Origin of the sequence: Rhodopseudomonas sp. BAL398 (assembly GCF_033001325.1) — a bacterium.
In the GTDB taxonomy this organism is placed as follows: domain Bacteria; phylum Pseudomonadota; class Alphaproteobacteria; order Rhizobiales; family Xanthobacteraceae; genus JARJEH01.
This window is the reverse complement of record NZ_CP133111.1, coordinates 4742788-4764723: the sequence shown is the minus strand read 5'-3', so window position 1 is coordinate 4764723 and position 21936 is coordinate 4742788. Positions and strand designations below refer to the sequence as shown.

At 64.7% G+C, this 21936-nt stretch carries 18 protein-coding genes; 7 read left to right on the top strand and 11 right to left on the bottom strand.

The features are described from left to right. Positions 1 to 807 carry a ComF family protein gene (locus RBJ75_RS22430; RefSeq protein ID WP_044417244.1) on the bottom strand — a complete coding sequence of 269 codons (807 nt, stop codon included), beginning with the start codon at positions 805 to 807 and terminating at the stop codon, positions 1 to 3. 126 nt (positions 808 to 933) lie between these two features. Between RBJ75_RS22430 and RBJ75_RS22425 the strand changes: the two genes are divergently transcribed. Further along, a complete protein-coding gene (locus RBJ75_RS22425) occupies positions 934 to 1779 on the top strand; it encodes a methyltransferase domain-containing protein (RefSeq protein ID WP_044417242.1) in 846 nt (281 codons plus the stop codon). 116 nt (positions 1780 to 1895) lie between these two features. Here the strand turns inward: RBJ75_RS22425 and mutT are convergent, their stop codons facing one another. The 3 genes from mutT to RBJ75_RS22410 all read right to left on the bottom strand — a co-directional run bounded on the left by mutT (position 1896) and on the right by RBJ75_RS22410 (position 4326). Further along, positions 1896 to 2297: an 8-oxo-dGTP diphosphatase MutT gene (gene mutT / locus RBJ75_RS22420; RefSeq protein WP_411194480.1), complete on the bottom strand. Its 402-nt coding sequence runs from the start codon at positions 2295 to 2297 to the stop codon at positions 1896 to 1898. 174 nt (positions 2298 to 2471) lie between these two features. Further along, positions 2472 to 3713: a bifunctional glutamate N-acetyltransferase/amino-acid acetyltransferase ArgJ gene (argJ, locus tag RBJ75_RS22415; protein WP_044417085.1), complete on the bottom strand. Its 1242-nt coding sequence runs from the start codon at positions 3711 to 3713 to the stop codon at positions 2472 to 2474. A 103-nt stretch (positions 3714 to 3816) separates the two neighbouring features. Then, complete coding sequence (locus RBJ75_RS22410; RefSeq protein WP_044417083.1) at positions 3817 to 4326, bottom strand: OsmC family protein; 510 nt, start codon at positions 4324 to 4326, stop codon at positions 3817 to 3819. A 297-nt stretch (positions 4327 to 4623) separates the two neighbouring features. Here RBJ75_RS22410 and RBJ75_RS22405 point away from each other — a divergent pair, with 297 nt between their 5' ends. Then, positions 4624 to 7419, top strand: a complete 2796-nt coding sequence (locus RBJ75_RS22405) for a [protein-PII] uridylyltransferase (RefSeq protein WP_044417081.1) — start codon at positions 4624 to 4626, stop codon at positions 7417 to 7419. A 177-nt stretch (positions 7420 to 7596) separates the two neighbouring features. Beyond that, positions 7597 to 8970: a S41 family peptidase gene (locus RBJ75_RS22400; RefSeq protein ID WP_044417080.1), complete on the top strand. Its 1374-nt coding sequence runs from the start codon at positions 7597 to 7599 to the stop codon at positions 8968 to 8970. Positions 8971 to 9076: 106 nt separating this feature from the next. Here the strand turns inward: RBJ75_RS22400 and RBJ75_RS22395 are convergent, their stop codons facing one another. Then, positions 9077 to 11806 (bottom strand): ATP-binding protein, encoded by a 2730-nt coding sequence (locus RBJ75_RS22395; protein ID WP_276156217.1) that lies wholly within the window; start codon positions 11804 to 11806, stop codon positions 9077 to 9079. Between the two features lie 123 nt (positions 11807 to 11929). After that, positions 11930 to 12358 (bottom strand): DUF1330 domain-containing protein, encoded by a 429-nt coding sequence (locus RBJ75_RS22390; protein ID WP_276156216.1) that lies wholly within the window; start codon positions 12356 to 12358, stop codon positions 11930 to 11932. Positions 12359 to 12445: 87 nt separating this feature from the next. Between RBJ75_RS22390 and RBJ75_RS22385 the strand changes: the two genes are divergently transcribed. The 3 genes from RBJ75_RS22385 to RBJ75_RS22375 all read left to right on the top strand — a co-directional run bounded on the left by RBJ75_RS22385 (position 12446) and on the right by RBJ75_RS22375 (position 14766). Next, on the top strand, positions 12446 to 12808 hold the full coding sequence (locus RBJ75_RS22385) for a DUF1304 domain-containing protein (protein ID WP_044408121.1): 363 nt from the start codon (positions 12446 to 12448) through the stop codon (positions 12806 to 12808). Between the two features lie 176 nt (positions 12809 to 12984). Further along, positions 12985 to 14205 (top strand): ABC transporter substrate-binding protein, encoded by a 1221-nt coding sequence (locus RBJ75_RS22380; RefSeq protein ID WP_044408118.1) that lies wholly within the window; start codon positions 12985 to 12987, stop codon positions 14203 to 14205. Between the two features lie 357 nt (positions 14206 to 14562). After that, a complete protein-coding gene (locus RBJ75_RS22375) occupies positions 14563 to 14766 on the top strand; it encodes a hypothetical protein (protein WP_044408115.1) in 204 nt (67 codons plus the stop codon). Positions 14767 to 14914: 148 nt separating this feature from the next. Here the strand turns inward: RBJ75_RS22375 and RBJ75_RS22370 are convergent, their stop codons facing one another. Then, a complete protein-coding gene (locus tag RBJ75_RS22370) occupies positions 14915 to 15166 on the bottom strand; it encodes a hypothetical protein (RefSeq protein ID WP_044408112.1) in 252 nt (83 codons plus the stop codon). A gap of 213 nt (positions 15167 to 15379) precedes the next feature. On the opposite strand from RBJ75_RS22370, the gene RBJ75_RS22365 reads away from it, so the two are divergent. Continuing rightward, positions 15380 to 17551, top strand: coding sequence for a transglycosylase domain-containing protein (locus RBJ75_RS22365; protein WP_044408108.1), 2172 nt, complete (start codon positions 15380 to 15382; stop codon positions 17549 to 17551). A 119-nt stretch (positions 17552 to 17670) separates the two neighbouring features. On the opposite strand, the gene RBJ75_RS22360 is transcribed toward RBJ75_RS22365, so the two are convergent. The 4 genes from RBJ75_RS22360 to RBJ75_RS22345 all read right to left on the bottom strand — a co-directional run bounded on the left by RBJ75_RS22360 (position 17671) and on the right by RBJ75_RS22345 (position 21904). Then, entirely contained in the window at positions 17671 to 18510 is an 840-nt protein-coding gene (locus RBJ75_RS22360) for a M48 family metallopeptidase (protein WP_044408106.1), read from the bottom strand. A gap of 267 nt (positions 18511 to 18777) precedes the next feature. Beyond that, complete coding sequence (locus RBJ75_RS22355; RefSeq protein ID WP_044408104.1) at positions 18778 to 20109, bottom strand: polyhydroxyalkanoate depolymerase; 1332 nt, start codon at positions 20107 to 20109, stop codon at positions 18778 to 18780. 116 nt (positions 20110 to 20225) lie between these two features. Further along, positions 20226 to 21044, bottom strand: coding sequence for an ABC transporter permease (locus RBJ75_RS22350; protein ID WP_044408102.1), 819 nt, complete (start codon positions 21042 to 21044; stop codon positions 20226 to 20228). After that, on the bottom strand, positions 21041 to 21904 hold the full coding sequence (locus tag RBJ75_RS22345) for an ABC transporter ATP-binding protein (RefSeq protein WP_044408101.1): 864 nt from the start codon (positions 21902 to 21904) through the stop codon (positions 21041 to 21043). The genes RBJ75_RS22350 and RBJ75_RS22345 overlap by 4 nt, the downstream gene beginning before the upstream one ends. Positions 21905 to 21936: the final 32 nt, after the last annotated feature.

Sequence of the window (21936 nt, the reverse complement as noted above, 5' to 3'; positions counted from 1 at the left end):
CTATATGGGAGATCGCAGGCTGTCCACAACCCGGGCGAAAACCAGCACGTCGACCTGGGCCGCTTTGGCCCGCAACAGCGCTCGCGCGCAGGCATCCACCGTGGCCCCGGAGGTCAGCACATCGTCGACCAGCACGATCCGGCGGCCCTGGATCTCGGCCCTGTTGTCCGGCGGAACCTGGAACGCGCCCTGGACATTGGCGGCGCGCTCGGCCCGCGACAGGCCGATCTGGTGCGCGGTCGGCCGGATCCGCTTCAGCGCTCCCGTCGCCACCGCGACGCCGCTGTGCCGGCCGATCGCCCGCGCCAGCGCGCCGGATTGATTATAGCGCCGCGAAAAGCCGCGGCGCCAATGCAGCGGCACCGGCACCAGCAGATCGGCCTCATCGAGCAGCGTCTTGCCGGCGCGCGCCATCCAGCGCCCCATTGTCGGCGCCAGATCGACGCGGTCCTGGAATTTGAGCGCATGCACCAGCGTCCGCGCCACCTCGTCATAGCGCAGTGCGGCGCGGGCGCGCTGATAGGCCGGCGGATCGGCGATCGCCTGCATCGACAACATGCCGGGGCCGGGATCGTAGACAAAGGGGATGCCGAGCCGGTCGCAATAAGGCGGCGCGATGAACGACAGCTGCGACCAGCAGGCCGCGCAGACGCCCTCGCCGTCGACCGGCTCGCGGCAGGCCACACACAAGGTCGGCAGCGCGATGTCGAGCGCGAGGCGCGCACCATGCAGCAGCGCGCCATGGCACAGCCGCAGCGCGTCGCGCAGGCCGCCGGAAAAGGGACGCGATGGGGCTTCGACATCCATGTCCAAGGCTAGCGCCGGTTCCGCCGGCTCTCAAGTGCCAAAGAGTGTGGCTCCAAGCCAGACACCTCACCATGAGGAGCCGTAATCGGGTTTGCCTCTCCCCCGCCATTCAGCGTACCAACCCGCATGGCCACGCCCTCGCCCACGCCGATCCTGTTCGACCGCCAATTGCTGCGCGCGCGGCAGAGCCGTGCGCGGCGGCTCGGCCCCGCCACCTTCCTGCTCGACCGCGTCAGCGACGACATCGACGAACGGCTACACGCGGTGTTGCGTGACTTCGCCGCTGTTGCCGATCTGTGGACGCCGATGGTGACGCCGGGCACGCATCTGACCGATCGCTTCCAGTCCATCACCCACATCGATCTCGACGACGCGGCGCAAGAGCGCCTGCCCTTCGCGCCGGACTCGCTCGACCTAGTGGTCTCGGCGCTGGCGCTGCAATTCGTCAACGATCTGCCCGGCGTGCTGGCGCAGATCCGCCGCGCGCTGCGGCCGGACGGATTGCTGCTGGCGGCGATGACCGGCGGCGATACGCTGACCGAGCTGCGCCAGGCCTTCGCGCAGGCCGAGGCCGAGCTCGAGGGCGGGGTGTCGCCGCATGTGGCGCCGACCGCCGATCTGCGCGACCTCGGCGCGCTGCTGCAACGCGCCGGCTTCGCGCTGCCGGTCACCGACGTCGACCGCTTCCTGGTGCGCTACGACAACGCCTTCGCGCTGATGCAGGATCTGCGGCGGATGGGCGCCACCAATGTGCTGGTCGACCGCCGCCGCAAGCCGACCCGTCGCGCCACTTTGCTGCGGATGGCGCAGATCTATGCCGAGCGCTTCTCCGATCCCGACGGCCGCATCCGCGCCACTTTCGAGATCGTCTGGCTGTCCGGCTGGGCGCCGCATGAAAGCCAGCAACAGCCGCTGAAGCCGGGCTCGGCGACCGCAAGCCTCGCAGATGCGGTGAAGCGGGTGAAGCCGTAGCGTTCATCCTCATGGTGAGGAGCGCGGCTCTTGCCGCGCGTCTCGAACCATGAGCTGCGTGCCTCATCCTTCGAGACGGCGCTGAAGAAGCGCCTCCTCAGGATGAGGTATCGCTCCTACAGCAACAGATCGATCAGATGCGGGATCAGCGGGATATCCGCCGGCGGCATCGGGTAGTCACGCAGCTTGTTGGCGCGGACCCAGGCCAATGTCTGGCCTTCGCGGGCGATCGCCTGGCCTTCCCAGCGCCGGCAGATATAGAGCGGCATCAGCAGGTGGAAATCCGCATAGGCATGGCTGGCGAAGGTCAGCGGCGCCAGACACGCCTCTTTCACCGTGATGCCGAGTTCTTCGCGCAATTCGCGGATCAGCGCGGCCTCCGGGCGCTCGCCGGGGTCGAGCTTGCCGCCGGGAAACTCCCACAGGCCGGCGAGCTGCTTGCCCTCCGGGCGCTGCGCGATCAGCACCCGATTATCGGCGTCGATCAGCGCCACCGCGACGACGAGCAGGAGGTTCATCTCGGCCATGGCCGCCAGCGCTTTCTTCACCCTCCCCTGGAGGGGGAGGGTCGACCGCGAAGCGGTCGGGGTGGGGTGACAGCGGGGTGATAGGCGCTGCGTTGCCAACTTGGCGCCACCCCACCCCGGACGGCTACGCCGTCCGCCCCTCCCCCTCCAGGGGAGGGTGGAAAATTACGACCGGTAGTCGCCATTGATGGCGATATATTCCTTGGTGAGGTCGCAGGTCAGCACCCGGTCGCGACCCGTGCCGAGCCCGAGCGCGACCTTGATCTGGATTTCCGGATGCTTCATCGCCGCCGAGACCTCGGCCTCGTCATAGGACGGATCGCGCGCGCCGGACTTGGCTACGCGGATGCCGTTGAACGAGATCGACAATTTATCGCGATCCGCCGGCTCGCCGGCCTTGCCGACCGCCATCACCACGCGACCCCAATTGGCGTCCTCGCCGGCAATCGCGGTCTTGACCAGCGGCGAATTGGCGATCGACATCGCGATCTTGCGGGCCGACGCCTTGGAGGTGGCGCCCTCGACGATGATCTCGACCAGTTTGCGCGCGCCTTCGCCGTCGCGGGCGACCTGCTCGGCGAGATTGGCCAGCACCTTGTTGAACGCCTTGACGAAACCCGTCAGCCGCGGATCGGCGGCGCGGGAAATTTTCGGCGCGCCGTTCGCCGCTGCCGCGCCGGTGGCAAAGGCCAGCAGCGTGTCGGAGGTTGAGGTGTCGCCATCGATGGTGACCGCATTGAAGGTGTCGGCGACGCCGGCCTTCAGCAGCGCCTGCAGGCACGCCGCCGATAGCGGCGCGTCGGTGAACACGAAGGCCAGCATCGTCGCCATGTCGGGCGCGATCATGCCGGCGCCCTTGGCCATGCCGCTGATCGTCACTTTGGCCTTGCCGAGCTTGACCGTGGCGGTGGCGACCTTGGGGAAAGTGTCCGTGGTCATGATCGCCTTGGCGGCATCCATCCAGCCGTCCGGCGCCGCATTGTCCGACAGCTTGCCGAGCACGCCGTCGAATTTGGTTGCATCCAGCGGCTCGCCGATCACCCCGGTCGAGGCCAGAAAGATCTCGTCCGGTTTGCAGCCGACCACTTTGGCGGCGATGTCGCCGGTGAGCTTGGTCGAGACCTTGCCGTTCTTACCGGTGAAGGCGTTGGCATTGCCGGAATTCACCACCAGCGCCCGGGCGGTGCCGCCCTTCAGCTTGGCGCGACACCATTCGACCGGCGCCGACGGGCATTTCGACTTGGTGAACACCCCGGCGACCGTGGTGCCCTGGTCGAGCGCCACCAGCAGCACGTCGGTACGGCCCTTGTAGCGAATGCCGGCGGCGGCGGTGGCGAGCCTGACGCCGGCGATCGCCGGCATCTGCGGAACATTGATGGGCGCGAGCGGGGAGACGGCGGTGGACATTGGCGGCCTTCGGATTTCCAGCTCCCGCCGATGGCGGGAGAACCCGCACCCTCTCCCACACCGCGCCGCGGAAGAAAAGTGGAGAATGCCCGCCGGCGCGCGCCTAGACCCGCTGCATCGACACCGACAGCTTCGGGCCGTTCTTGATGGTCTGATACACCACGCAATAGCGCTCGGTGAGTTTCAGCAGCAGATCGAGCCGATCTTGCGGCGCGTCGGTACCGACCTCGAAACGCAGCCGGATCTCGGCGAAGCCGACCGGCACCTCCTTGTCGATACCGAGGGTGCCGCGGAAATCCAGATCGCCCTCGGCGATGACATTGCCGACGCTGAGCGGCAGCTCGATCGCGGTGGCCACCGATTTCAACGTCACCCCGGCGCAGGCCACCAGCGCCTCGAGCAACATGTCGCCGGAACACAGCTCCAGCCCGGAGCCGCCGGTCGCGGGATGCAGCCCCGCCATCGCCAGCGCCCGGCCGGTTTCGAGCTTGCAGGCGATACCGTCGGCGTCGATCGCGCCTTTGGCGGTCAAGGTGATCAAGGCCGCCTGCGGGTCCGATTTGAACCGCTCCTTGATCGGGGCTTGGGTTGCGCGAAGCGTGGCTGCATCCATGAGGCTCTCCCGGTTTTGCTAGCGTGTCTACGGAGCGGACAGCATGGATGTTACCAACCGACCGCGCCGCCGTTATGTGGGGTCGTGCGGCGGCCTTGCCACGGCCTGCCATTCTCAGCAAAACAAAACATTTTCAAGAGCTTAACCTCACTTACGTGAGGCAGGCCAGGTCTCCCCAAGCCGGCCACAACGCGGTCAAAATGAGGTAACGGTAAATTCGGCATTGAGTCACCCTCGCAATCCCCTGCCGATAATGGTCCGTGACAGCGCGGGCGCCGTCCGATATCCGGATAGTTGATGGATACAATCGTGAACCCTGCCCGCCCAACTGTCGACGATCGCTTCGAGACCTCCCGGATCACCGGCGAGATCGACGCGCTGGCCGTCCAACATGCCGGGCACGAGGACCTGTTCCGCTCCGCCCTCGCCCAGCTGATGAAGGCCGAGTTGGCGAAGGCACGCGACGCCGCCCAGGCGCTGCTGCTGAGCGATCGGCACGGGCGCCGCTGCGCCGAGCGGCTGTGCTTCGTCCAGGACGAGATCATCCGCATGCTGTTTGCGGCGGCCAACCGCCATCTTTATCCGTCGCCGACCCCCTCCAGCGCCGAACGCATGGCGGTGGTCGCCACCGGAGGCTATGGCCGCGGCCTGATGGCGCCGGAATCCGACATCGATCTGCTGTTCATCCTGCCCTACAAGCAGACCGCCTGGGGCGAGCAGATCGCCGAGGTGATCCTGTATTGCCTGTGGGACATCGGCCTCAAGGTCGGACACGCCACCCGCTCGGTCGACGAATCGATCCGCCAGGCCCGTGGCGACATGACGATCCGCACCGCCATCCTCGAAACCAGATTCCTGACCGGCGACAAGGCGTTGTACCAGGAACTGGTGGACCGCTTCGACAAGGAAGTGGTCGAGGGCACCGCGGCCGAATTCGTCACCGCCAAGCTCGCCGAGCGCGAGGAGCGCCACCGCCGCGCCGGGCAATCGCGCTATCTGGTCGAGCCCAATGTCAAGGACGGCAAGGGCGGGCTGCGCGATCTGCACACGCTGTTCTGGATTGCCAAATACGTCTACCAGGTCCGCGAGATCGCCGAACTGGTCAAGCGCGGCGTGTTCGACGCACATGAATACCGCACGTTCCGGCGCTGCTCCGATTTCCTCTGGTCGGTGCGCTGCAACCTTCACTTCGTCGCCGGCCGCCCCGAGGAGCGGCTGTCGTTCGACCTGCAGCGCGAGATCGCGGTCCGGCTCGGCTACACCTCGCATCCCGGGATGCAGGACGTCGAGCGCTTCATGAAGCATTACTTCCTGATCGCCAAGGATGTCGGCGACCTCACGGCGATCCTGTGCGCCAAGCTGGAGGATCAGCAAGCCAAGCCGGCGCCCGCGCTGACCCGGATGATGGCGCGGCTGCTACCCAGCACGCCGGGGCGACGAGTCCCGGACAGCGACGACTTCGTCATCGACAACAACCGCATCAATCTGGCCGCGCCGGACGTGTTCAAACACGATCCGGTCAATCTGATCCGGCTATTCCGGCTCGCCCAGAAGAACGATCTGGCATTTCACCCCGACGCGATGCGCGCGGTGACGCGGTCGTTGCGGCTGATCAACGCCCAGCTGCGCGACAATCCGGAAGCCAACCGGCTGTTTATCGAGATCCTGACCTCCGACAACGCCGAGGTGGTGCTACGGCGCATGAACGAGACCGGCGTGCTCGGCCATTTCATCCGCGCCTTCGGCCGCATCGTCTCGATGATGCAGTTCAACATGTATCATCACTACACCGTCGACGAGCACCTGCTGCGCTGCGTCGGCAACCTCCAGGAGATCGAACGCGGCGGCAATGACGAATTCATCGTCGCCTCCGATCTGATGCGCAAGATCCGCCCCGAGCATCGCCGGGTGATCTATGTCGCGGTGCTGTTGCACGACATCGCCAAGGGGCAGCCGGAAGATCACTCGATCGCCGGCGCCAAGGTGGCGCGGCGGCTGTGCCCGCGACTGGGCTTCAACGCCGCCGATACCGAACTGATCGCCTGGCTGATCGACAAGCACCTGGTGATGTCGTCGGTGGCGCAGTCGCGCGACCTGTCGGACCGCAAGACCATCGAGAATTTCGCCGCGGTGGTGGAATCGGTCGAGCAGATGAAGCTGTTGACCATCCTGACCACCGCCGACATTCGCGGCGTCGGCCCCGGGGTGTGGAACGGCTGGAAGGCGCAGCTGTTGCGCACGCTGTATTACGAAACCGAGCCGGCGCTGACCGGCGGTTTCTCCGAGGTCAACCGCGCGCAGCGGATCAGCTCGGCGCAGGCCGAATTCCGCGCCGCCTTCCGCGAATGGCCGGAGGCCGAACTCGACGCCTATGTGGCGCGGCATTATTCGGCCTATTGGCTCAAGGTCGAGCTGGCCCGCAAGATCCGCCACGCCAAATTCCTGCGCGCCTCCGAACAGGCCGGTCACAAGCTCGCGATCAATGTCGGCTTCGACGAGGCCCGCGGCGTCACCGAACTGACGATTCTCGCGGTTGACCATCCTTGGCTGCTGTCGATCATCGCCGGCGCCTGCGCCTCCGCCGGCGCCAACATCGTCGACGCCCAGATTTACACCACCACCGACGGCCGCGCGCTCGACACCGTGGCGATCACCCGCGAATATGACCGCGACGAGGATGAGGGGCGCCGCGCCACCCGGATCGGCGAGACCATCGAGGACCTGCTGGAAGGCAAATTGCGGCTGCCCGAGGTGGTGGCGCGCCGCGCCGCCAAACGCGGCAAGCTGAAGCCCTTCGTGGTCGAACCCGAGGTGATCATCAACAATCAGTGGTCGGACCGCTACACCGTGATCGAGGTCACCGGGCTGGACCGCACCGGCCTGCTCTACCAGCTGACCACCGCGATCTCGAAGCTCAATCTCAATATCGCCTCGGCGCATGTCGCCACCTTCGGCGAGCGGGCTCGCGACGTGTTCTACGTCACCGACCTGCTCGGCGCGCAGATCACCGCGCCGACCCGCCAGGCCGCGATCAAGCGCGCGCTGGTGCACCTGCTGGCCAATGGCGACGCCGAAGAGAACACCGCGGCGTAAGGGAGCGCCACGACCGGATCGAGTTGACGGCGCACCCATCCGCCCGGGCGCCGGGGCAATTGCCGCTGTTGTGGCCGACTGGCGTCTCGATAGACAGGAACCTAACACGACGTCTGGCGGTTCTGACCGTCGAGGCGACCCATATTTCCGCCAATCACTCTCACGTGAGTTCAGACCATGATCAAAGCCCGCCCGCTCATCATTCGCACCGTCGCCGTCATCGGCCTCATCGCGGTCCCCGTGCTCTCGGTCGTGGCGATGTCGCCGCGCGACAATAATGCGGGGCCGGACCTCGACCTGATCGCCGGCGTCATCCAGCTCGTCCATCGCGCCTATGTGCACCCGGTGAGTTCGGACGAACTCACCAAGGACGCCCTCAAGGGCATGCTCAACCGGCTCGATCCGCATTCCGACTACATGGACGAGAACGAATTCAAGATGATGGAGACCGACATGTCCGGCCAGTTCGGCGGGCTCGGCATGCAGATCTCCGCGCAGGGCGGAATTCCCACCATCGTCTCGCCGATCGACGGCACCCCGGCGGCGCGGGCCGGGCTTGAACCCGGCGACGCTATCATCAAGGCGGGCGATGCCAGCACCCAGGGCATGAACCTGCGCAAAGTCGTCGAGTTGCTGCGCGGCGAGCCCGGAACCAAAGTGACGATCACCATCCTGCGCGGCAAGCAGGAGCCGTTCGACGTCACGCTCACGCGCGAAATCATCCGCGTCGCCTCGGTCAAGTCGCAGCTCGAGCCGAACGGCGTCGGCTATATCCGCATCAGCCAGTTCGGCGGCGATACCGCCGAAGGGTTCAAGACCGCCATCACCAAACTGAAGGAAGAAGCCAAGGCAGGCGACAAGGGTGGTGTGAAGGGACTGGTGATCGACCTGCGCAACGATCCGGGCGGGTTGTTGAACGCGGCCATCGCGGTCTCCAGCGATCTGCTCGATGGCGGCCCGGTGGTCAGCATCCACGGACGACAGGCGGATGACGAACACGTCTTCAAGGCGCCGGCCAAGGGTGACATGCTGCCCGGCGTTCCGGTCGTGGTCCTGATCAACGGCGCATCGGCATCGGCCTCCGAGATCGTCGCCGGTGCCCTGCAGGATCGTCACCGGGCCACGGTGATGGGAACCCAGAGTTTCGGCAAGGGCTCGGTGCAGACGGTGATCCCGCTCAAGGGCCACGGCGCGGTGCGGCTTACCACGGCGCTGTACTATACGCCGTCGGGCCGCTCGATCCAGGACGACGGCATCGCGCCCGACATCGTCGAGGAGGCCCTGAAGGATCAGCAGATCAGCGGCGGCGCCCTGATCCGCGAAAGCGCGCTGCACGGCGCTTTGGCCAATCCCGGACAACTCGGCAAGCCGGGCAGCGAATCCGGCACACAAGCGCCGGCGTCGGCCGACCAGCCGGCCAAGCAGCTCAACAAGGCCGCCTTTTCGGCGCCGATCAAGACCAACCTGATTGGCAAGCCCGATGACGCCCAGCTGAAGGCGGCGCTCGCCTATCTGAACAAGGCGCCCGCTACGCCAGCCAAGCCGAATTGATGGCGGCACGGGGGTGACGACGGTCTGAGCGGTCGCGGTCCTGAGTTCGGACCTCGACCGCACCGCGCTTCGATGACGAACGGATGCCGGCGGCGACCGCCCCGCGCTATTTCACCGGCTCCTCGAGCTTGCCGTCGAGCACCAGCCGCAGCATCTGGGCCAGCTGCGCGCGGCGATAGGGTTTCGCCAGCAGGTGCACGCCGGCGTCGAGCCGGCCGTGATGCACGATCGCATTCTCGGTATAGCCGGAGGTGAACAGCACCTTGAGCCTCGGCCGATCCTTGCAAAGCGTGTCGGCGAGCTGTCGGCCATTGATGCCGCCCGACAGGATCACGTCGGTAAACAACAGGTCGAATTCGAGACCGCCATCGACCATCGACAGCGCTTCGGCCGCCGTCGCGGCCGAATTGGCCGTATAGCCGAGCGCCGCCAGATGGGCCATGACGTAGTTGCGCACCAGGACATCATCCTCCACCACCAGCAGCGTCTCTTTTCCGCCGCGCGCCAAGGCCGGCGCGGGTCCCTCGAGTTTCGGATCTTGCGCGGAGGCGCAGGGCAAATAAATCCGGATTGTGGTGCCGTGGCCTTCCTCGCTGTAGACCTCGATATGGCCGCCGGACTGCTTGATGAAACCGTACACCATGCTGAGCCCGAGCCCGGTGCCTTCGCCGATCGGCTTGGTGGTGAAGAATGGCTCGAACACCCGGTCGCGGATCGCCGCCGGAATGCCGGTGCCGCTATCGCTCACCGCCAGCATCACGTAGCGCCCGGCGGAAACCTCGTCGTGGTGGTCCGCATAGGACTGGTCGAGGTCGACATTGCCGGTTTCCAGCAGCAGCTTGCCGCCATCGCGCATCGCGTCGCGGGCGTTGATCGCCAAATTGATCAGGGCGCTGCCGAGTTGCGAGGGGTCGGCGAGCGCCAGCCGCAGTTCCGGCGCCGGGTTGATGTCGATTTCGATCTGCTCGCCCAAGGTGGCGCGCAGCAGTTTCGCGGTGTCGGCGATCAGCGCGTTGACGTCGATGCTGCGCGGCTTCAGCGGCTGTTTGCGGGAGAACGACAACAGCCCGTTGGTGAGGTCGCTGGCGCGCCCGATCGCCTGATCGACGATCGCGGCGACCTCCTCGAGCGCGGGCTTGCCGGCCACGCCTTCGGCCAGCATTTCGATGCCGCCGGTGACCACGGTGAGGATGTTGTTCAGATCGTGGGCGACGCCGCCGGTAAGCTGGCCGATCACCTGCATCTTCTGCGACTGGCGAAGCTGCCGCTCGGCCTCCCTGAGCGCGGTGACGTCGCGGTAGACGATCACCGAGCCGCCGAACGTCCCGTCGGGGTTCTCGATCGGCCGGCAACTGGCGACGAGCTGGACCAGCACCTCGTCGGCATGCCTGATTCCCAATTCGACATTGTCAAAGCTCTCGCCGCGACGGGCCCGCCAGGACGGGCTTTGCTCGTCCGGCATCGGCGTCACGCCGTCGCCCAGATAGCGTTTGTATTTAGTTTTCCAGCGCTCCGAACCGATTTCGGCGGCGGCGCCAAACAACGCCACGCAGGTCGGATTGGCAAACACCCGCTGTCCCTCGGCGTCGATCACCACCACCGCGTCAGCCATGCTGGCGATGGTCTTATCCAGCAGTTCCGACTTGCCGCGTAGCGCCGCGCCCGTCTGTTCGATCTCGTCGACCACCTTGGCGAAGGCCGCGGCGAGGATTTTCGGCTCGCCGCTGAGACCGGTCGGCATCGCCAGGCGTCCGGTGCGCGCGAAACCGTCAACCGCGGCGCTGATCTGCCCGATCGGCCGCGCCAGCGAGCGCGACAGCAGCGCCGCGAGCAGCACGGCGCCGATCGCGCCGAATAGCGCCACCACGATGCCGGAGCTTTGCAGCGCGGTTGCCGGCGCCATGATCCTGTCGAATGGTTCGATCTCGATCACCCCGGTCCGCAAGCCGCTGGTCAATGGCGCCACCACGATTGCGGCGGCGGTTCGCCGGCCGTCCGCGGCGTCGAACACCGTCGCGGTGCCTTGCTTGTCGCCGAGCGATGCCGCGAGCTTCGGGTAATCCTGCTGCCAGAGCCGCCCCGATTCGGCGGGCATGATTCGTCCCCCCGAGTAATTCATCAGATAGGGGCCGCTGGCGTCGACGAAATACACCTCGGTGTCGTTGCCCAGCGCCGCGCGAAGCCGTTCGAAGGTCGGACGCAGATCGAACTCGAGCACCAACACACCGAACGCCTCACCGGACGGACCGCGAACCGGCGCCGCGACCGATATCAAAGGCACGGCCGGCATCGCGGCATCGCTCGGCTGCTCGAACCGGATCGGCGAGAAATAGACCTCATCGGCCGGCAGCGCACGCGCACGCCGCAGCAACTCCTCGTCGCGTGGCGTCAATTCGGTCAACGCCGCGGCGCCGACGCGGCCCTCCGTTCCCTCGCGCACGACCCGGACGAGTTCGCGGTCGCGGTCGCCGGTGACGATCAGGCGAAACTCGGCAAAACCCTGTTTGGCGCCCATCACCGCGGCATAGTCGTCGGCCAGATGCCGCCGCCAGGCGTCGGCGCTGAGCCCGTCCTGCGGATCGACGCCGCCGTTGAGGCGGGCTCGGATCCAGCCCTGATGCGCCGACAGGCTGCGGGTCGACAACACTTCGTTGCGCACCACCCGCAGGATCGATTCGAAGCCGCTGAGCCGCGCCTTGGCGTTGCCGACCAGTTGCATCAGGCCGTTCGGCACCACGGCGCGGCCGATATTGTAATAAGCGAGCACGCCGACCGCGGCCACCACGCACAGCACCAGGCCGGTCATCGCCAAGGTCAAACGCACCCACAATCGCATGGCTTCAACTTTTCAATCAGGCGGCCGCAAGCGGGACGCGAAGGCTAGCCTATGGCGCTTCGAGGCGCCACCGCAGCGCGGTGCTGGCCGTCGGTCGCCGCCTGGCGGTTGCCCTCGGAGCGATCAGTCGGGAATTTCGCCAAATCCCTTTCCGATCGCCAGCGGCTTGGTCCGGATCAACCGCGAATCTTCGACCGCCGCCTGGCGATGCTTGACCGCCTCGCGATACACCGGATCGCGGATCATCTCGACGAACGCCGCCACGCTCGGATATTCTGCGATGAAGCAATGATCCCAGCGCTCCGCAGCCGGCCCAATCAGCATCAGCTCGAATTGGCCCTGCCACACCACCTTGCCGCCGAGCCTGACAAATACCGGACCGCTCTCGCGGCCATAGGCGGCATAGGCCTCCGCGCCGGTGGCCTCGCGACCGTCCGGATAGGCCGCGCGCGGCTTCAGCCGCACCAGATTGAGCATCTGGATCTGGCCTTCGCGATCGTTGTCGCGAAACTGTGCGAACACCTCCTTGGTCGGATCGATATGTCCAGTCATGCGGATCTCCCTTGCTTTTTTTGCGCGGTGGCGACCTGTGCTAGGGTCGCACGGTTACCATCCCGGCTTTCTTCAGGGGAAATCGCGGTGAATGCAATCGCCAACACTGTGGTCGCGCTGGTCGCCGCGCTGCATGTCTATTTTCTGGTGCTGGAAATGTTTCTCTGGACCAGACCGATCGGCCTGAAGACGTTTCGGAACACGCCGGAACGGGCGCGGGACTCCGCCGTGCTTGCCGCCAATCAGGGGCTGTATAATGGCTTCCTGGCCGCCGGGCTGCTGTGGGGCCTGATCCATCCGGACCCCACCATCGCACTGCAGATCAAGACATTCTTCCTGCTTTGCGTGGTGGTCGCCGGCGCCTATGGGGCGAAAACGGTGAGCCTGCGGATCCTTTACGTCCAGGCCGCCCCGGCGGCGCTGGCGCTGATCCTGGTGTGGCTGGCCTAGATAGTGCGGCGCTGCCCTGATAACCGCGTCTCGGCGCGAGGTCTGCGCGCGCCCATCTTCTGGGCATCGCACGCCCCATTGCCTTCACCAAACGACTGATCCACACTCCGCGCAACGGCGGCTTCCGGCATCAACGGACAAGACCGCCGGCAAACCACATCGGAGGGCACGATCCTATGAAGAGCATTTTTCATGCGACGGCCGCGGCTGTCGCCGCGATCGCGCTGTCGGCCGCCCCGGCCTTCGCGCAGAAGAAATACGACCCCGGCGCCACCGACACCGAGATCAAGATCGGCCAGACCACGCCGCTATCCGGCCCGGCGTCGGCCTATGCGACCATCGGCAAGACCCAGGCCGCTTACTTCAGGATGATCAACGACCAGGGCGGCGTCAACGGCCGCAAGATCAACTTCATCCAGTATGACGACGCCTATTCGCCGCCGAAGACCGTCGAGCAGGTCAGGAAGCTGGTTGAAAGCGACGAAGTGCTGCTGACCTTTCAGCTGATCGGCACGCCGCCGAATGCGGCGGTGCAGAAATATCTCAACGCCAAGAAGGTGCCGCAACTATTCGCCGCCACCGGCGCGTCGCGCTTCACCGACCCGAAAAACTATCCCTGGACCATGGGCTTCAACCCCAACTACCAGACCGAGGGCCGGATTTACGGCCGTTACATCCTGAAGAATTATCCCGACGCCAAGATCGGCGTCTTGTTCCAGAACGACGATCTCGGCCGCGATTACGTCACCGGGCTAAAAGCGGCGCTCGGCGACAAGGCGGAGAAGATGATCGTCTCCGAATCCTCCTATGAGCTGTCCGACCCGACGATCGATTCGCAGATCGTCAAGATGAAGTCGCTCGGCGTCGACCTGGTGTTTGACGCCTCGACCCCGAAATTCGCCGCCCAGGCGATCAAGAAGATCGCCGCTCTCGATTGGCATCCGGTGCACATCCTCGACATCAACGCCACCTCGGTCGGCGCGGTGATGAAGCCCGCGGGCCTCGACAATTCCAAGGGCGTGATCAGCGTCAATTACGGCAAGGACCCGCTCGATCCGAAGTGGAAAGACGACGAGGGCATGAAGCACTACTTCGCCTTCATGGAAAAATATTACCCCGATGGCGACAAGAATTCGTCGTTCAACACCTATGGCTATTCCAACAGTCAACTCTTGATTGAGGTGCTCAAGGCCTGCGGCGACGATCTCACCCGCGCCAACATCATGAAGCAGGCAACCTCGCTCAAGGACGTGCAGCTTGAGCTGTCGCTGCCCGGGATCGTGGTCAACACCTCGCCGACCGATTACCGCGTCAATAAGCAATTGCAGATGATGAAGTTCAATGGCGAGCGCTGGGAGATGTTCGGCCCGGTCATCGAGGACAATGCGGCGGGCTAGCAATTTCGCCTCCGATCAAGGCGAGGCGCGATGATCGCTTGTCGCGGCGATCGCAAGTCGCGGCAGCCGCGGCGCGTGACAGGCTCTCATCCTCTCCCTTTGCGGGGAGAGGATGAGGGCACGTCGACCCCACCATCGCACCGCGCACGTCTGACCTTCCACGCGGGGTGGTAGTCCGACGCCACGCAACCGTCATGGGGTTGCCTTGACTCGTAATATCACGCACTAGACAAGGGCGACGGTGCCGACCAATTTGGAACAGACAGAAAAACAGATGGTGACGTAATTTCCATTTGTCGCCAACTCGGTGGTTGGATCTCGACGAAGTGGAAGGCGTCGCTACGCGGCGAATAGACCATGAAATCAGACCCCAGACCCTATTTCACGGTGCATCAACTCGAAGAGATGGCGGTCGCCAAATACATCGAGGCCGCATTGACCCCGGAAGGGCCCGAGCGCAGCGAGTTGCTCGAAGAAGCCAAGGGCTTCGCCAGCCGCGCCAAAATGAAGAGCTGGCTGATGTGCGAGATGGAGCTGCCGGACCGCTCCTCGTATCATTGACGGCCGGTCGGCGATTACACGGCTGATCGGGATCAGCGCCGGCGGCGCGGCCGTCGCATCGTCCGGGTGAATGCCGCTATCATCAGCCCTTTTGCCCGGGACGCCAATCACCTTCGCTCGCGAAAGCGCCGTAGGCCAGTGGCGCGCCTCATTCCCAGGGAAGGGCGTCGTATTCGCGCTGCAGGCGATCCATCGCGATCACCACCGCGGAGCCGGCAAATTCTCGGCTGGCCTGACCGCAATCGACCGATTCGACCTTCCAATTGGCGCGGTTGCTGTCGTCATCGGGAAGACAGCGCCGGATGCGGATGCTCTCGACCTTGTCGCAGTGGCGTTGCTGGCGGACATCCTCCAGGAGCAACGCTTCGATTTCGTGAGCAGGCAGCAGGACGCGCGGCATTCGGATGTCCTTGAGAGCAGATCTGTCGGGCCAATCGGTCAATGATCGATCGAACGTGCAGACTAGCGCAACAGAAGTGCCGGCATTTGCGGTGGCTCAAATCGGGCCGACAGCGGGTTGGTTCCGCGCTGCGAAATAGACCCTTAACCATCGCTTAACTCGACTTTAAACCCGCTCCGCTAGGGTCAGCCTCGATAAATGTGGGCGTTGCGGATGGCGTGGGGCAAGAAGAAAACCAGCACACGACGGGAGCCGCAATTCGGCCTTTCGGCGTCCCTGGCCGGGCTGCGCCTGGGCCCGCAGGACCGGGTCGCGGGCGCCTATGACAGCAAACCGAAGAGCAAGAAACCCGCCAGCAAGCCCAGCAGCGGCGAGCAACCGCGCGGCAACAAGCCAAAGCGTGGCAAGGCCAAATCCAGGCGCGGCGTGAGCGGTTGGTTCTACCGGCTGTTCTATTGGAGCGCGGTCGCCGGAATCTGGGCAATGCTCGCCGTGGTCGGCGTGATGATCTGGGTCGGCGCGCATCTGCCCGCGATCCAGTCGCTGGAAATCCCGAAACGACCACCGACCATCACCATCGTCGGGTACGACGGCAGCCGGCTGTCGGTCCGCGGCGAAATGGCCGGCACCAATGTCGCGCTGAAGGATCTGCCGCCCTATCTGCCGCAGGCGTTCATCGCGATCGAGGACCGCCGCTTCTACCACCATTTCGGCGTCGACCCGCTGGGCATCGCGCGCGCCATCGTCGCCAATATCGCGCATCGCGGCGTGTCGCAAGGCGGCTCGACATTGACCCAGCAGCTGGCGAAGAACCTGTTCCTGACCCAGGAGCGCACCATGGCGCGCAAGCTGCAGGAGCTGGAGCTGGCGCTGTGGCTGGAACGCAAACATTCCAAGGACCAGATCCTGGAGCTGTACCTCAACCGGGTCTATTTCGGCTCCGGCGCCTATGGGGTGGAAGCCGCGGCGCAGCGCTATTTCGGCAAATCGGCCAAGAACGTCTCGCTGGCGGAGGCCGCGATGCTGGCCGGCTTGGTCAAATCGCCGTCGCGACTGGCGCCGAACCGCAATCCGGAGGGCGCGGAGAAGCGCGCCCAGACCGTGCTGGCGACGATGGCGGACGCCGGCTTCATCACCAATAAGCAGGCCCAGGCCGCGATCGCCCATCCGCTCTACATCGTCAAGCCGCCCAGCGCCGGCACCATCAACTACGTGGCCGATTGGATCGGCGAGGAGCTCGACGATCTGGTCGGCCAGATCGACCAGAGCATCGTCGTCGAAACCTCTATCGATCCGACGCTGCAGGCGGCCGCGGAAGCCGCTGTAATCGATGAATTGGCGGCCAAGAGCGTCAAATACCGGGTCTCGCAAGGCGCGCTGGTGGCGATGACCACGGACGGCGCGGTGCGCGCGATGGTCGGCGGCCGCAATTACGCCGAGAGCCAGTTCAATCGCGCGGTCACCGCCAAGCGCCAGCCCGGCTCGGCGTTCAAGCCGTTCGTCTATCTCACCGCGATCGAGGCCGGGCTGACGCCGGATACGATCCGGCAGGATGCGCCCCTCGACGTCAAAGGCTGGCGGCCGGAGAATTACGGCCACGAATATTTCGGCGCGGTGACGCTGACCCAGGCGCTGGCGATGTCGTTGAATACCGTGGCGGTGCGGCTCGGGCTCGAGGTGGGACCCAAGAATGTGGTGCGCACCGCGCATCGCCTCGGCATCGCATCGAAGCTCGAGGCCAATGCCTCGATCGCGCTCGGCACTTCGGAAGTGTCGCTGACCGAATTGGTCGGCGCCTATGTCCCGTTCGCCAATGGCGGACTCGGCGTGTCGCCGCATGTGATCGACACCATCCGTACCGTCGCCGGCAACAAATTGCTGTATGCGCGGCCGCCCGATCCGCAGAACCGGGTGATCGACCCGCGCAATGTCGCAATGATGAACGCCATGATGGAGCAGACGCTGATCAGCGGCACGGCGCGCAAGGCCGACATCCCGGGCTGGTCGGCGGCCGGCAAGACCGGCACCAGCCAGGACTTCCGCGACGCCTGGTTCATCGGCTACACCGCGCACCTCGTCACCGGCGTCTGGTTCGGCAATGATGACAATTCGCCGACCAAAAAGGCCACCGGCGGCGGCTTGCCGGTCGAGGTTTGGAGCCGCTTCATGCGCACCGCGCATGAAGGCGTCGCGGTCGCGGCGCTGCCGGGAGGAGCGAGAAGCAGCTGGGCTTCCGCCGCCCCCGAAGCAACGCGCGGCGACACGGCGGGCGGCGAACTCGCGATGCCACAGCGCGGGGCCTCGCAGCCGACCCGTGCGGCGGTCCGCCCGGAATCATCGGGCGGAATCGACGGCTGGCTGATGGATCGGCTGTTGGGCCGCTAGGCCAGAGCCATTGCGGTTCTGATAGATCAGAACCGCAGCTCTGGATTGTTGTTTGACGGGTTTCTTCACGCGAACCGCAGCCACCTCGCTCGAAAACCCTCGCATGCGCGCTGGCGCCTTCAGTCGCTGATGCCGTAGCGGTGCAGGTCGTTGCCATGGGTGTCGAGCCAGGTCTTGGCGCGCTCGACGCTGGGGCAGACCTTGGCGACCACCTTCCAGAACCGGGCCGAATGGTTCATCTCCACCAGATGCGCGACTTCATGCGCGGCGAGATAATCCAGCACATAAGGCGGCGACAGGATCAGGCGCCAGGAGAACGACAGCGACCCGGCCGAGGTGCAGGAGCCCCAGCGGCTGGACTGATCACGGATCGAAATCCGCGTCACCTTGACGCCGAGCGCCTCGGCATAATGCTGCGACGCCTTCTGCAGATCCTTGCGCGCCTCGCGCTTGAGAAAATCATGCACCCGGCGATCGATGTGTTCGGCCTCGCCGGCGACGCAGATGATCCGCTCACCGGAATCGCGGATCTCGGTCCACACCGTGCCGCGCACGCCAGCGCGATGCACGATCTTGTGGTCGTGACCGCGCAGCGGCACCAGGGTTCCGGGGTGGAACGGGGCCGCCTTCGGCAAGCGGCCGAGCCGCGCCGCAATCCAGGCGCCGTGGCGCTGCGCAAATTCCTTCGCGTCGGCGAGCGTGCCGCGTGGCGGCATGGTCAGAATCGCCTCACGATCACTTGGATGAATCCGAAGTGTGTAGCGTCGCGCGCGCCGATGTCGGCGCAAACGAATGGCGAAAATCTGCGAGCCAAACTTGACGGCGAGGGTCTGCGGTTCAGTAGGACGGCGATAAAGAAGAGCGCGAAAGGCCATATCTGGGGATCCGGACATCAGGAAGCTGCCGGGATTTTGCCATATCCGCCGCCAGGGAAATCGTTCGGCGCAAAAACAAATCATTTGCCCAATATACAGGGTGATCGAAAAAACAGGCCCCTACCGAATGGGCCGTGGAACGCCAATTTCGGGTGAATCATCGCTCGGACCTACGAGTTGAATAATGACTCAGTCCTCATTTCTTCCGCAGGCGGTGAATCGCTCTTTTCACGGGTAGATGCACGGATTTACCCCCAATTTGGTCCGGCGCGGCTACGCGACGCCAAATCCAAATCGAAAATCGCGTGCGCGCGCGTGCCGACAAGCAGCCTCTGTTGAGACGCGCGAAAGCTATTCCGCAGCGTCGGCGGTGTTCTTCGCATGCGCCGCCGACACCATGAAATCGGAAATCCGCGGCACGATTTCGGAGCGAAAGCGCGAGCCGTTGAACACGCCATAATGGCCGACGCCCTTTTGCACGTAATGCACCCGACGATCATCCGGGATCGCGGTGCACAGCGCGTGCGTCGCCTCGGTCTGACCGAGACCGGAGATGTCGTCGTTCTCGCCCTCCACCGTCATCAGCGCCACCCGCTTGATCTTGGAGGGATCGACCGGCTTGCCGCGATGCATCATCTCGCCCTTCGGCAGCGCGTGCTTGACGAACACCACGTCGACGGTCTGCAGATAATATTCGGCGGTCAGGTCCATCACCGCGAGATATTCGTCGTAGAATTCGCGATGCTTGTCGGCCAGATCGCCGTCGCCCTGCACCAGATGATTGAACAGGTTCTTGTGCGCGTCGACATGGCGGTCGAGATTCATGCTGATGAAGCCGTTCAGCTGCAGGAACCCGGGATAGACGTCGCGCATCACCCCCGGATGCGGGAACGGCACCTTGGTGATGACATGGGCGCGGAACCAGTCGATTCCCTTCTCGGCGGCGAGATTGTTGACCGCGGTCGGATTGCGCCTGGTGTCGATCGGACCGCCCATCAGCGTCATCGACACCGGCACGAACGGGTCGTTATCGGCCTCCATCACCGAGACCGCGGCCAGCACCGGCACCGAGGGCTGGCATACCGCGATGACATGGACATTGCCGCCCAGCATTTGCAGCATCTCGATGATGTAATCGACGTAATCGTCGAGGTCGAACCGGCCTTCGGTCATCGGCACCATACGGGCGTCGGTCCAGTCGGTGATGTAGACCTCGTGGGTCGGCAGGAACGCCTCGACGGTGCCACGCAGCAGCGTGGCGTAATGGCCCGACATCGGCGCCACGATCAGCACGCGCTGCGCCGGCACCCGCAGCGGCCGCTCCAGCTTGCGTTCGAAATACAGCAGCCGGCAGAACGGCTTTTCCCAGACATTGTGGATTTCGATCGGCACCCGCATGCCGTTGACTTCGGTGTCGTCGAGCCCCCATTCGGGCTTGCCGTAGCGGCGCGTGGTGCGCTCGAACAATTCGCAGCCGGCCGCGATGGATTTGCCGATCCCGGTCCGCGACCACGGATTGAGGGGGTTCTTCAGCATCAGCTTGGTCGTATCCGATATCACCCGAGCCGGGTTCAGCGACGCATGAGCCAGTTCGTAGAACCAGTACATCGGCGTCGTCATCGCCGGACTGACTTCCGACGGCAGTTCGGGCGGGCGGCCAAATTCACCAATCACAGCTGGCATATGTCTTTCCCTCGAAATCATCCTGCGGCGCAGCATAGTGGCCGCTGCATAGTAAAGCGTCAATGCATGGATCGAAATAGAGCACGGAACGGCGGCGAAAGCTGTCCGGAACAAGCCTATTCGCCGCTCTGGATCAGCGATCCATGCCGGCGCGCGCTGGTCAGCAGCAACAAGAAGCCGACGAAAGAGGCAGCCAGCAACACCAGATTGATTGCGAGCGCCCAGAGCATCAAATCCAAACGAAATACGTGGTCGATCAACAGCGCGCGCATCCCCTCGAATACATAGGTCGGCGGCAACGCCCAGGCGACATATTGCAGCCAATGCGGCAGCACGCTCACCGGATAATACACGCAGGCCAGCGGCATCACGCCGAACATCAAGGTCCAGACGATGCTTTCGGCACCGAGCCCATTGCGTAGCACCAGGCCGGAGACAAAAATTCCCAGCGCCCAGCTGGTGAAGATCAGATTGCAGAAGAATGCGATCAGCGGCAGCCCGAAGCCGAGCAGGTTGAAATCGAACAACGTCATCGCCAGCACCACCATCGGAACAACGCCGATCGCCAGCCGGATCACGCTCATGATCATCAGCGAGATCAGGAACTCGATCGGCTTCAGCGGGCTCATCATCAGATTGCCGAGGTTGCGAGCCCACATCTCTTCGAGAAACGAGATCGAAAACCCGAGCTGGCCGCGAAACAGGATGTCCCACAGGATCACCGCGCCGATCAAGGTGCCGCCGGCCTGGGCGAAGAATCCCGCATTGGTCGAGATGTATTTTTGGAGAAAGCCCCAGGTGATGATCTGCAGCGCCGGCCAATACACCAGCTCCAACAGCCGCGGCCATGACGACATCAACAGGTACCAATAGCGCAGGATCATCGCGTTGATGCGGTGCATCGCGAGGCCGCGGTGGGAGCTGGGGTCGCTCATGGCACGCCGTCTCCACCGATCCGGTGCCCCGCGTCACCTTCCGCCGCGGCAATGGCCGGATCGTCAGAGCCGGAATCGCCCCGAGCCCGGCCGCGCGCGACATCGAGGAACACATCCTCGAGCGTGCTGCGGTTGTAACGCAGCATGATGTTGGAGGGGCTGTCGTCGTCCTCGATCCGGCCCCGCTTCATGATGATCACCCGGTCGCATAATCGCTCGACTTCCAGCATGTTGTGCGACGCCAGCAGAATGGTCGCGCCCTGGGCCTTGCGATAGGTCTCGAGATGCGACCTGATCCAGTCCGCGGTATCCGGGTCCAGGGATGCGGTCGGCTCATCCAGCAGCAGCAGATCGGGGCGGTTGATCAGCGCCTTGGCCAGCGCCACCCGGGTCTTCTGGCCGGCCGACAATTTGCCATTGGGGCGGTCGAGGAATTCGCCGAGATCGAGATCGGCGGCGAGCTGCCGGATCCGTTCGGGCAGATTGTCCACCGCATAGAGCCGGCCGAACACCGTAAGGTTTTGCCGCACCGTCAACCGCATCGGCATGTCGACATAGGGGCTTTCGAAATTGATCCGGCCCAGCACATGCTGGCTTTGTTCGGGCATCCCGTAGCCCAGCACCTGGATGCGTCCCGAGCTCGGCAGCACCAGGCCCATGATCATCGCGATAGTGGTGGTCTTGCCGGCGCCATTACCGCCGAGCAGGCCGGTGATGCTGCCGCGCGCGATCCGGAACGAGATATCGTCGACCGCGCGCGTGGTCTTGTAGAGCTTGACCAGATGGGCGACGTCGATCGCCGCCAAAGTGGACGGATCGGCTCCGGGCGCGCCCGGCATGGCTGCGGTGTCGAGGCTCATCACGCTGCTTCATTGACGATCGCGGCTGTGAG

Excerpts from the sequence above, each read along its gene's own strand:
- RBJ75_RS22430 (WP_044417244.1), bottom strand. The coding sequence starts at position 807 with ATGGATGTCGAAGCCCCATCGCGTCCCTTTTCCGGCGGCCTGCGCGAC.
- RBJ75_RS22425 (WP_044417242.1), top strand. The coding sequence starts at position 934 with ATGGCCACGCCCTCGCCCACGCCGATCCTGTTCGACCGCCAATTGCTG.
- mutT (WP_411194480.1), bottom strand. The coding sequence starts at position 2,297 with ATGAACCTCCTGCTCGTCGTCGCGGTGGCGCTGATCGACGCCGATAAT.
- argJ (WP_044417085.1), bottom strand. The coding sequence starts at position 3,713 with ATGTCCACCGCCGTCTCCCCGCTCGCGCCCATCAATGTTCCGCAGATG.
- RBJ75_RS22410 (WP_044417083.1), bottom strand. The coding sequence starts at position 4,326 with ATGGATGCAGCCACGCTTCGCGCAACCCAAGCCCCGATCAAGGAGCGG.
- RBJ75_RS22405 (WP_044417081.1), top strand. The coding sequence starts at position 4,624 with ATGGATACAATCGTGAACCCTGCCCGCCCAACTGTCGACGATCGCTTC.
- RBJ75_RS22400 (WP_044417080.1), top strand. The coding sequence starts at position 7,597 with ATGATCAAAGCCCGCCCGCTCATCATTCGCACCGTCGCCGTCATCGGC.
- RBJ75_RS22395 (WP_276156217.1), bottom strand. The coding sequence starts at position 11,806 with ATGCGATTGTGGGTGCGTTTGACCTTGGCGATGACCGGCCTGGTGCTG.
- RBJ75_RS22390 (WP_276156216.1), bottom strand. The coding sequence starts at position 12,358 with ATGACTGGACATATCGATCCGACCAAGGAGGTGTTCGCACAGTTTCGC.
- RBJ75_RS22380 (WP_044408118.1), top strand. The coding sequence starts at position 12,985 with ATGAAGAGCATTTTTCATGCGACGGCCGCGGCTGTCGCCGCGATCGCG.
- RBJ75_RS22375 (WP_044408115.1), top strand. The coding sequence starts at position 14,563 with ATGAAATCAGACCCCAGACCCTATTTCACGGTGCATCAACTCGAAGAG.
- RBJ75_RS22370 (WP_044408112.1), bottom strand. The coding sequence starts at position 15,166 with ATGCCGCGCGTCCTGCTGCCTGCTCACGAAATCGAAGCGTTGCTCCTG.
- RBJ75_RS22365 (WP_044408108.1), top strand. The coding sequence starts at position 15,380 with ATGGCGTGGGGCAAGAAGAAAACCAGCACACGACGGGAGCCGCAATTC.
- RBJ75_RS22360 (WP_044408106.1), bottom strand. The coding sequence starts at position 18,510 with ATGATTTGTTTTTGCGCCGAACGATTTCCCTGGCGGCGGATATGGCAA.
- RBJ75_RS22355 (WP_044408104.1), bottom strand. The coding sequence starts at position 20,109 with ATGCCAGCTGTGATTGGTGAATTTGGCCGCCCGCCCGAACTGCCGTCG.
- RBJ75_RS22350 (WP_044408102.1), bottom strand. The coding sequence starts at position 21,044 with ATGAGCGACCCCAGCTCCCACCGCGGCCTCGCGATGCACCGCATCAAC.
- RBJ75_RS22345 (WP_044408101.1), bottom strand. The coding sequence starts at position 21,904 with ATGAGCCTCGACACCGCAGCCATGCCGGGCGCGCCCGGAGCCGATCCG.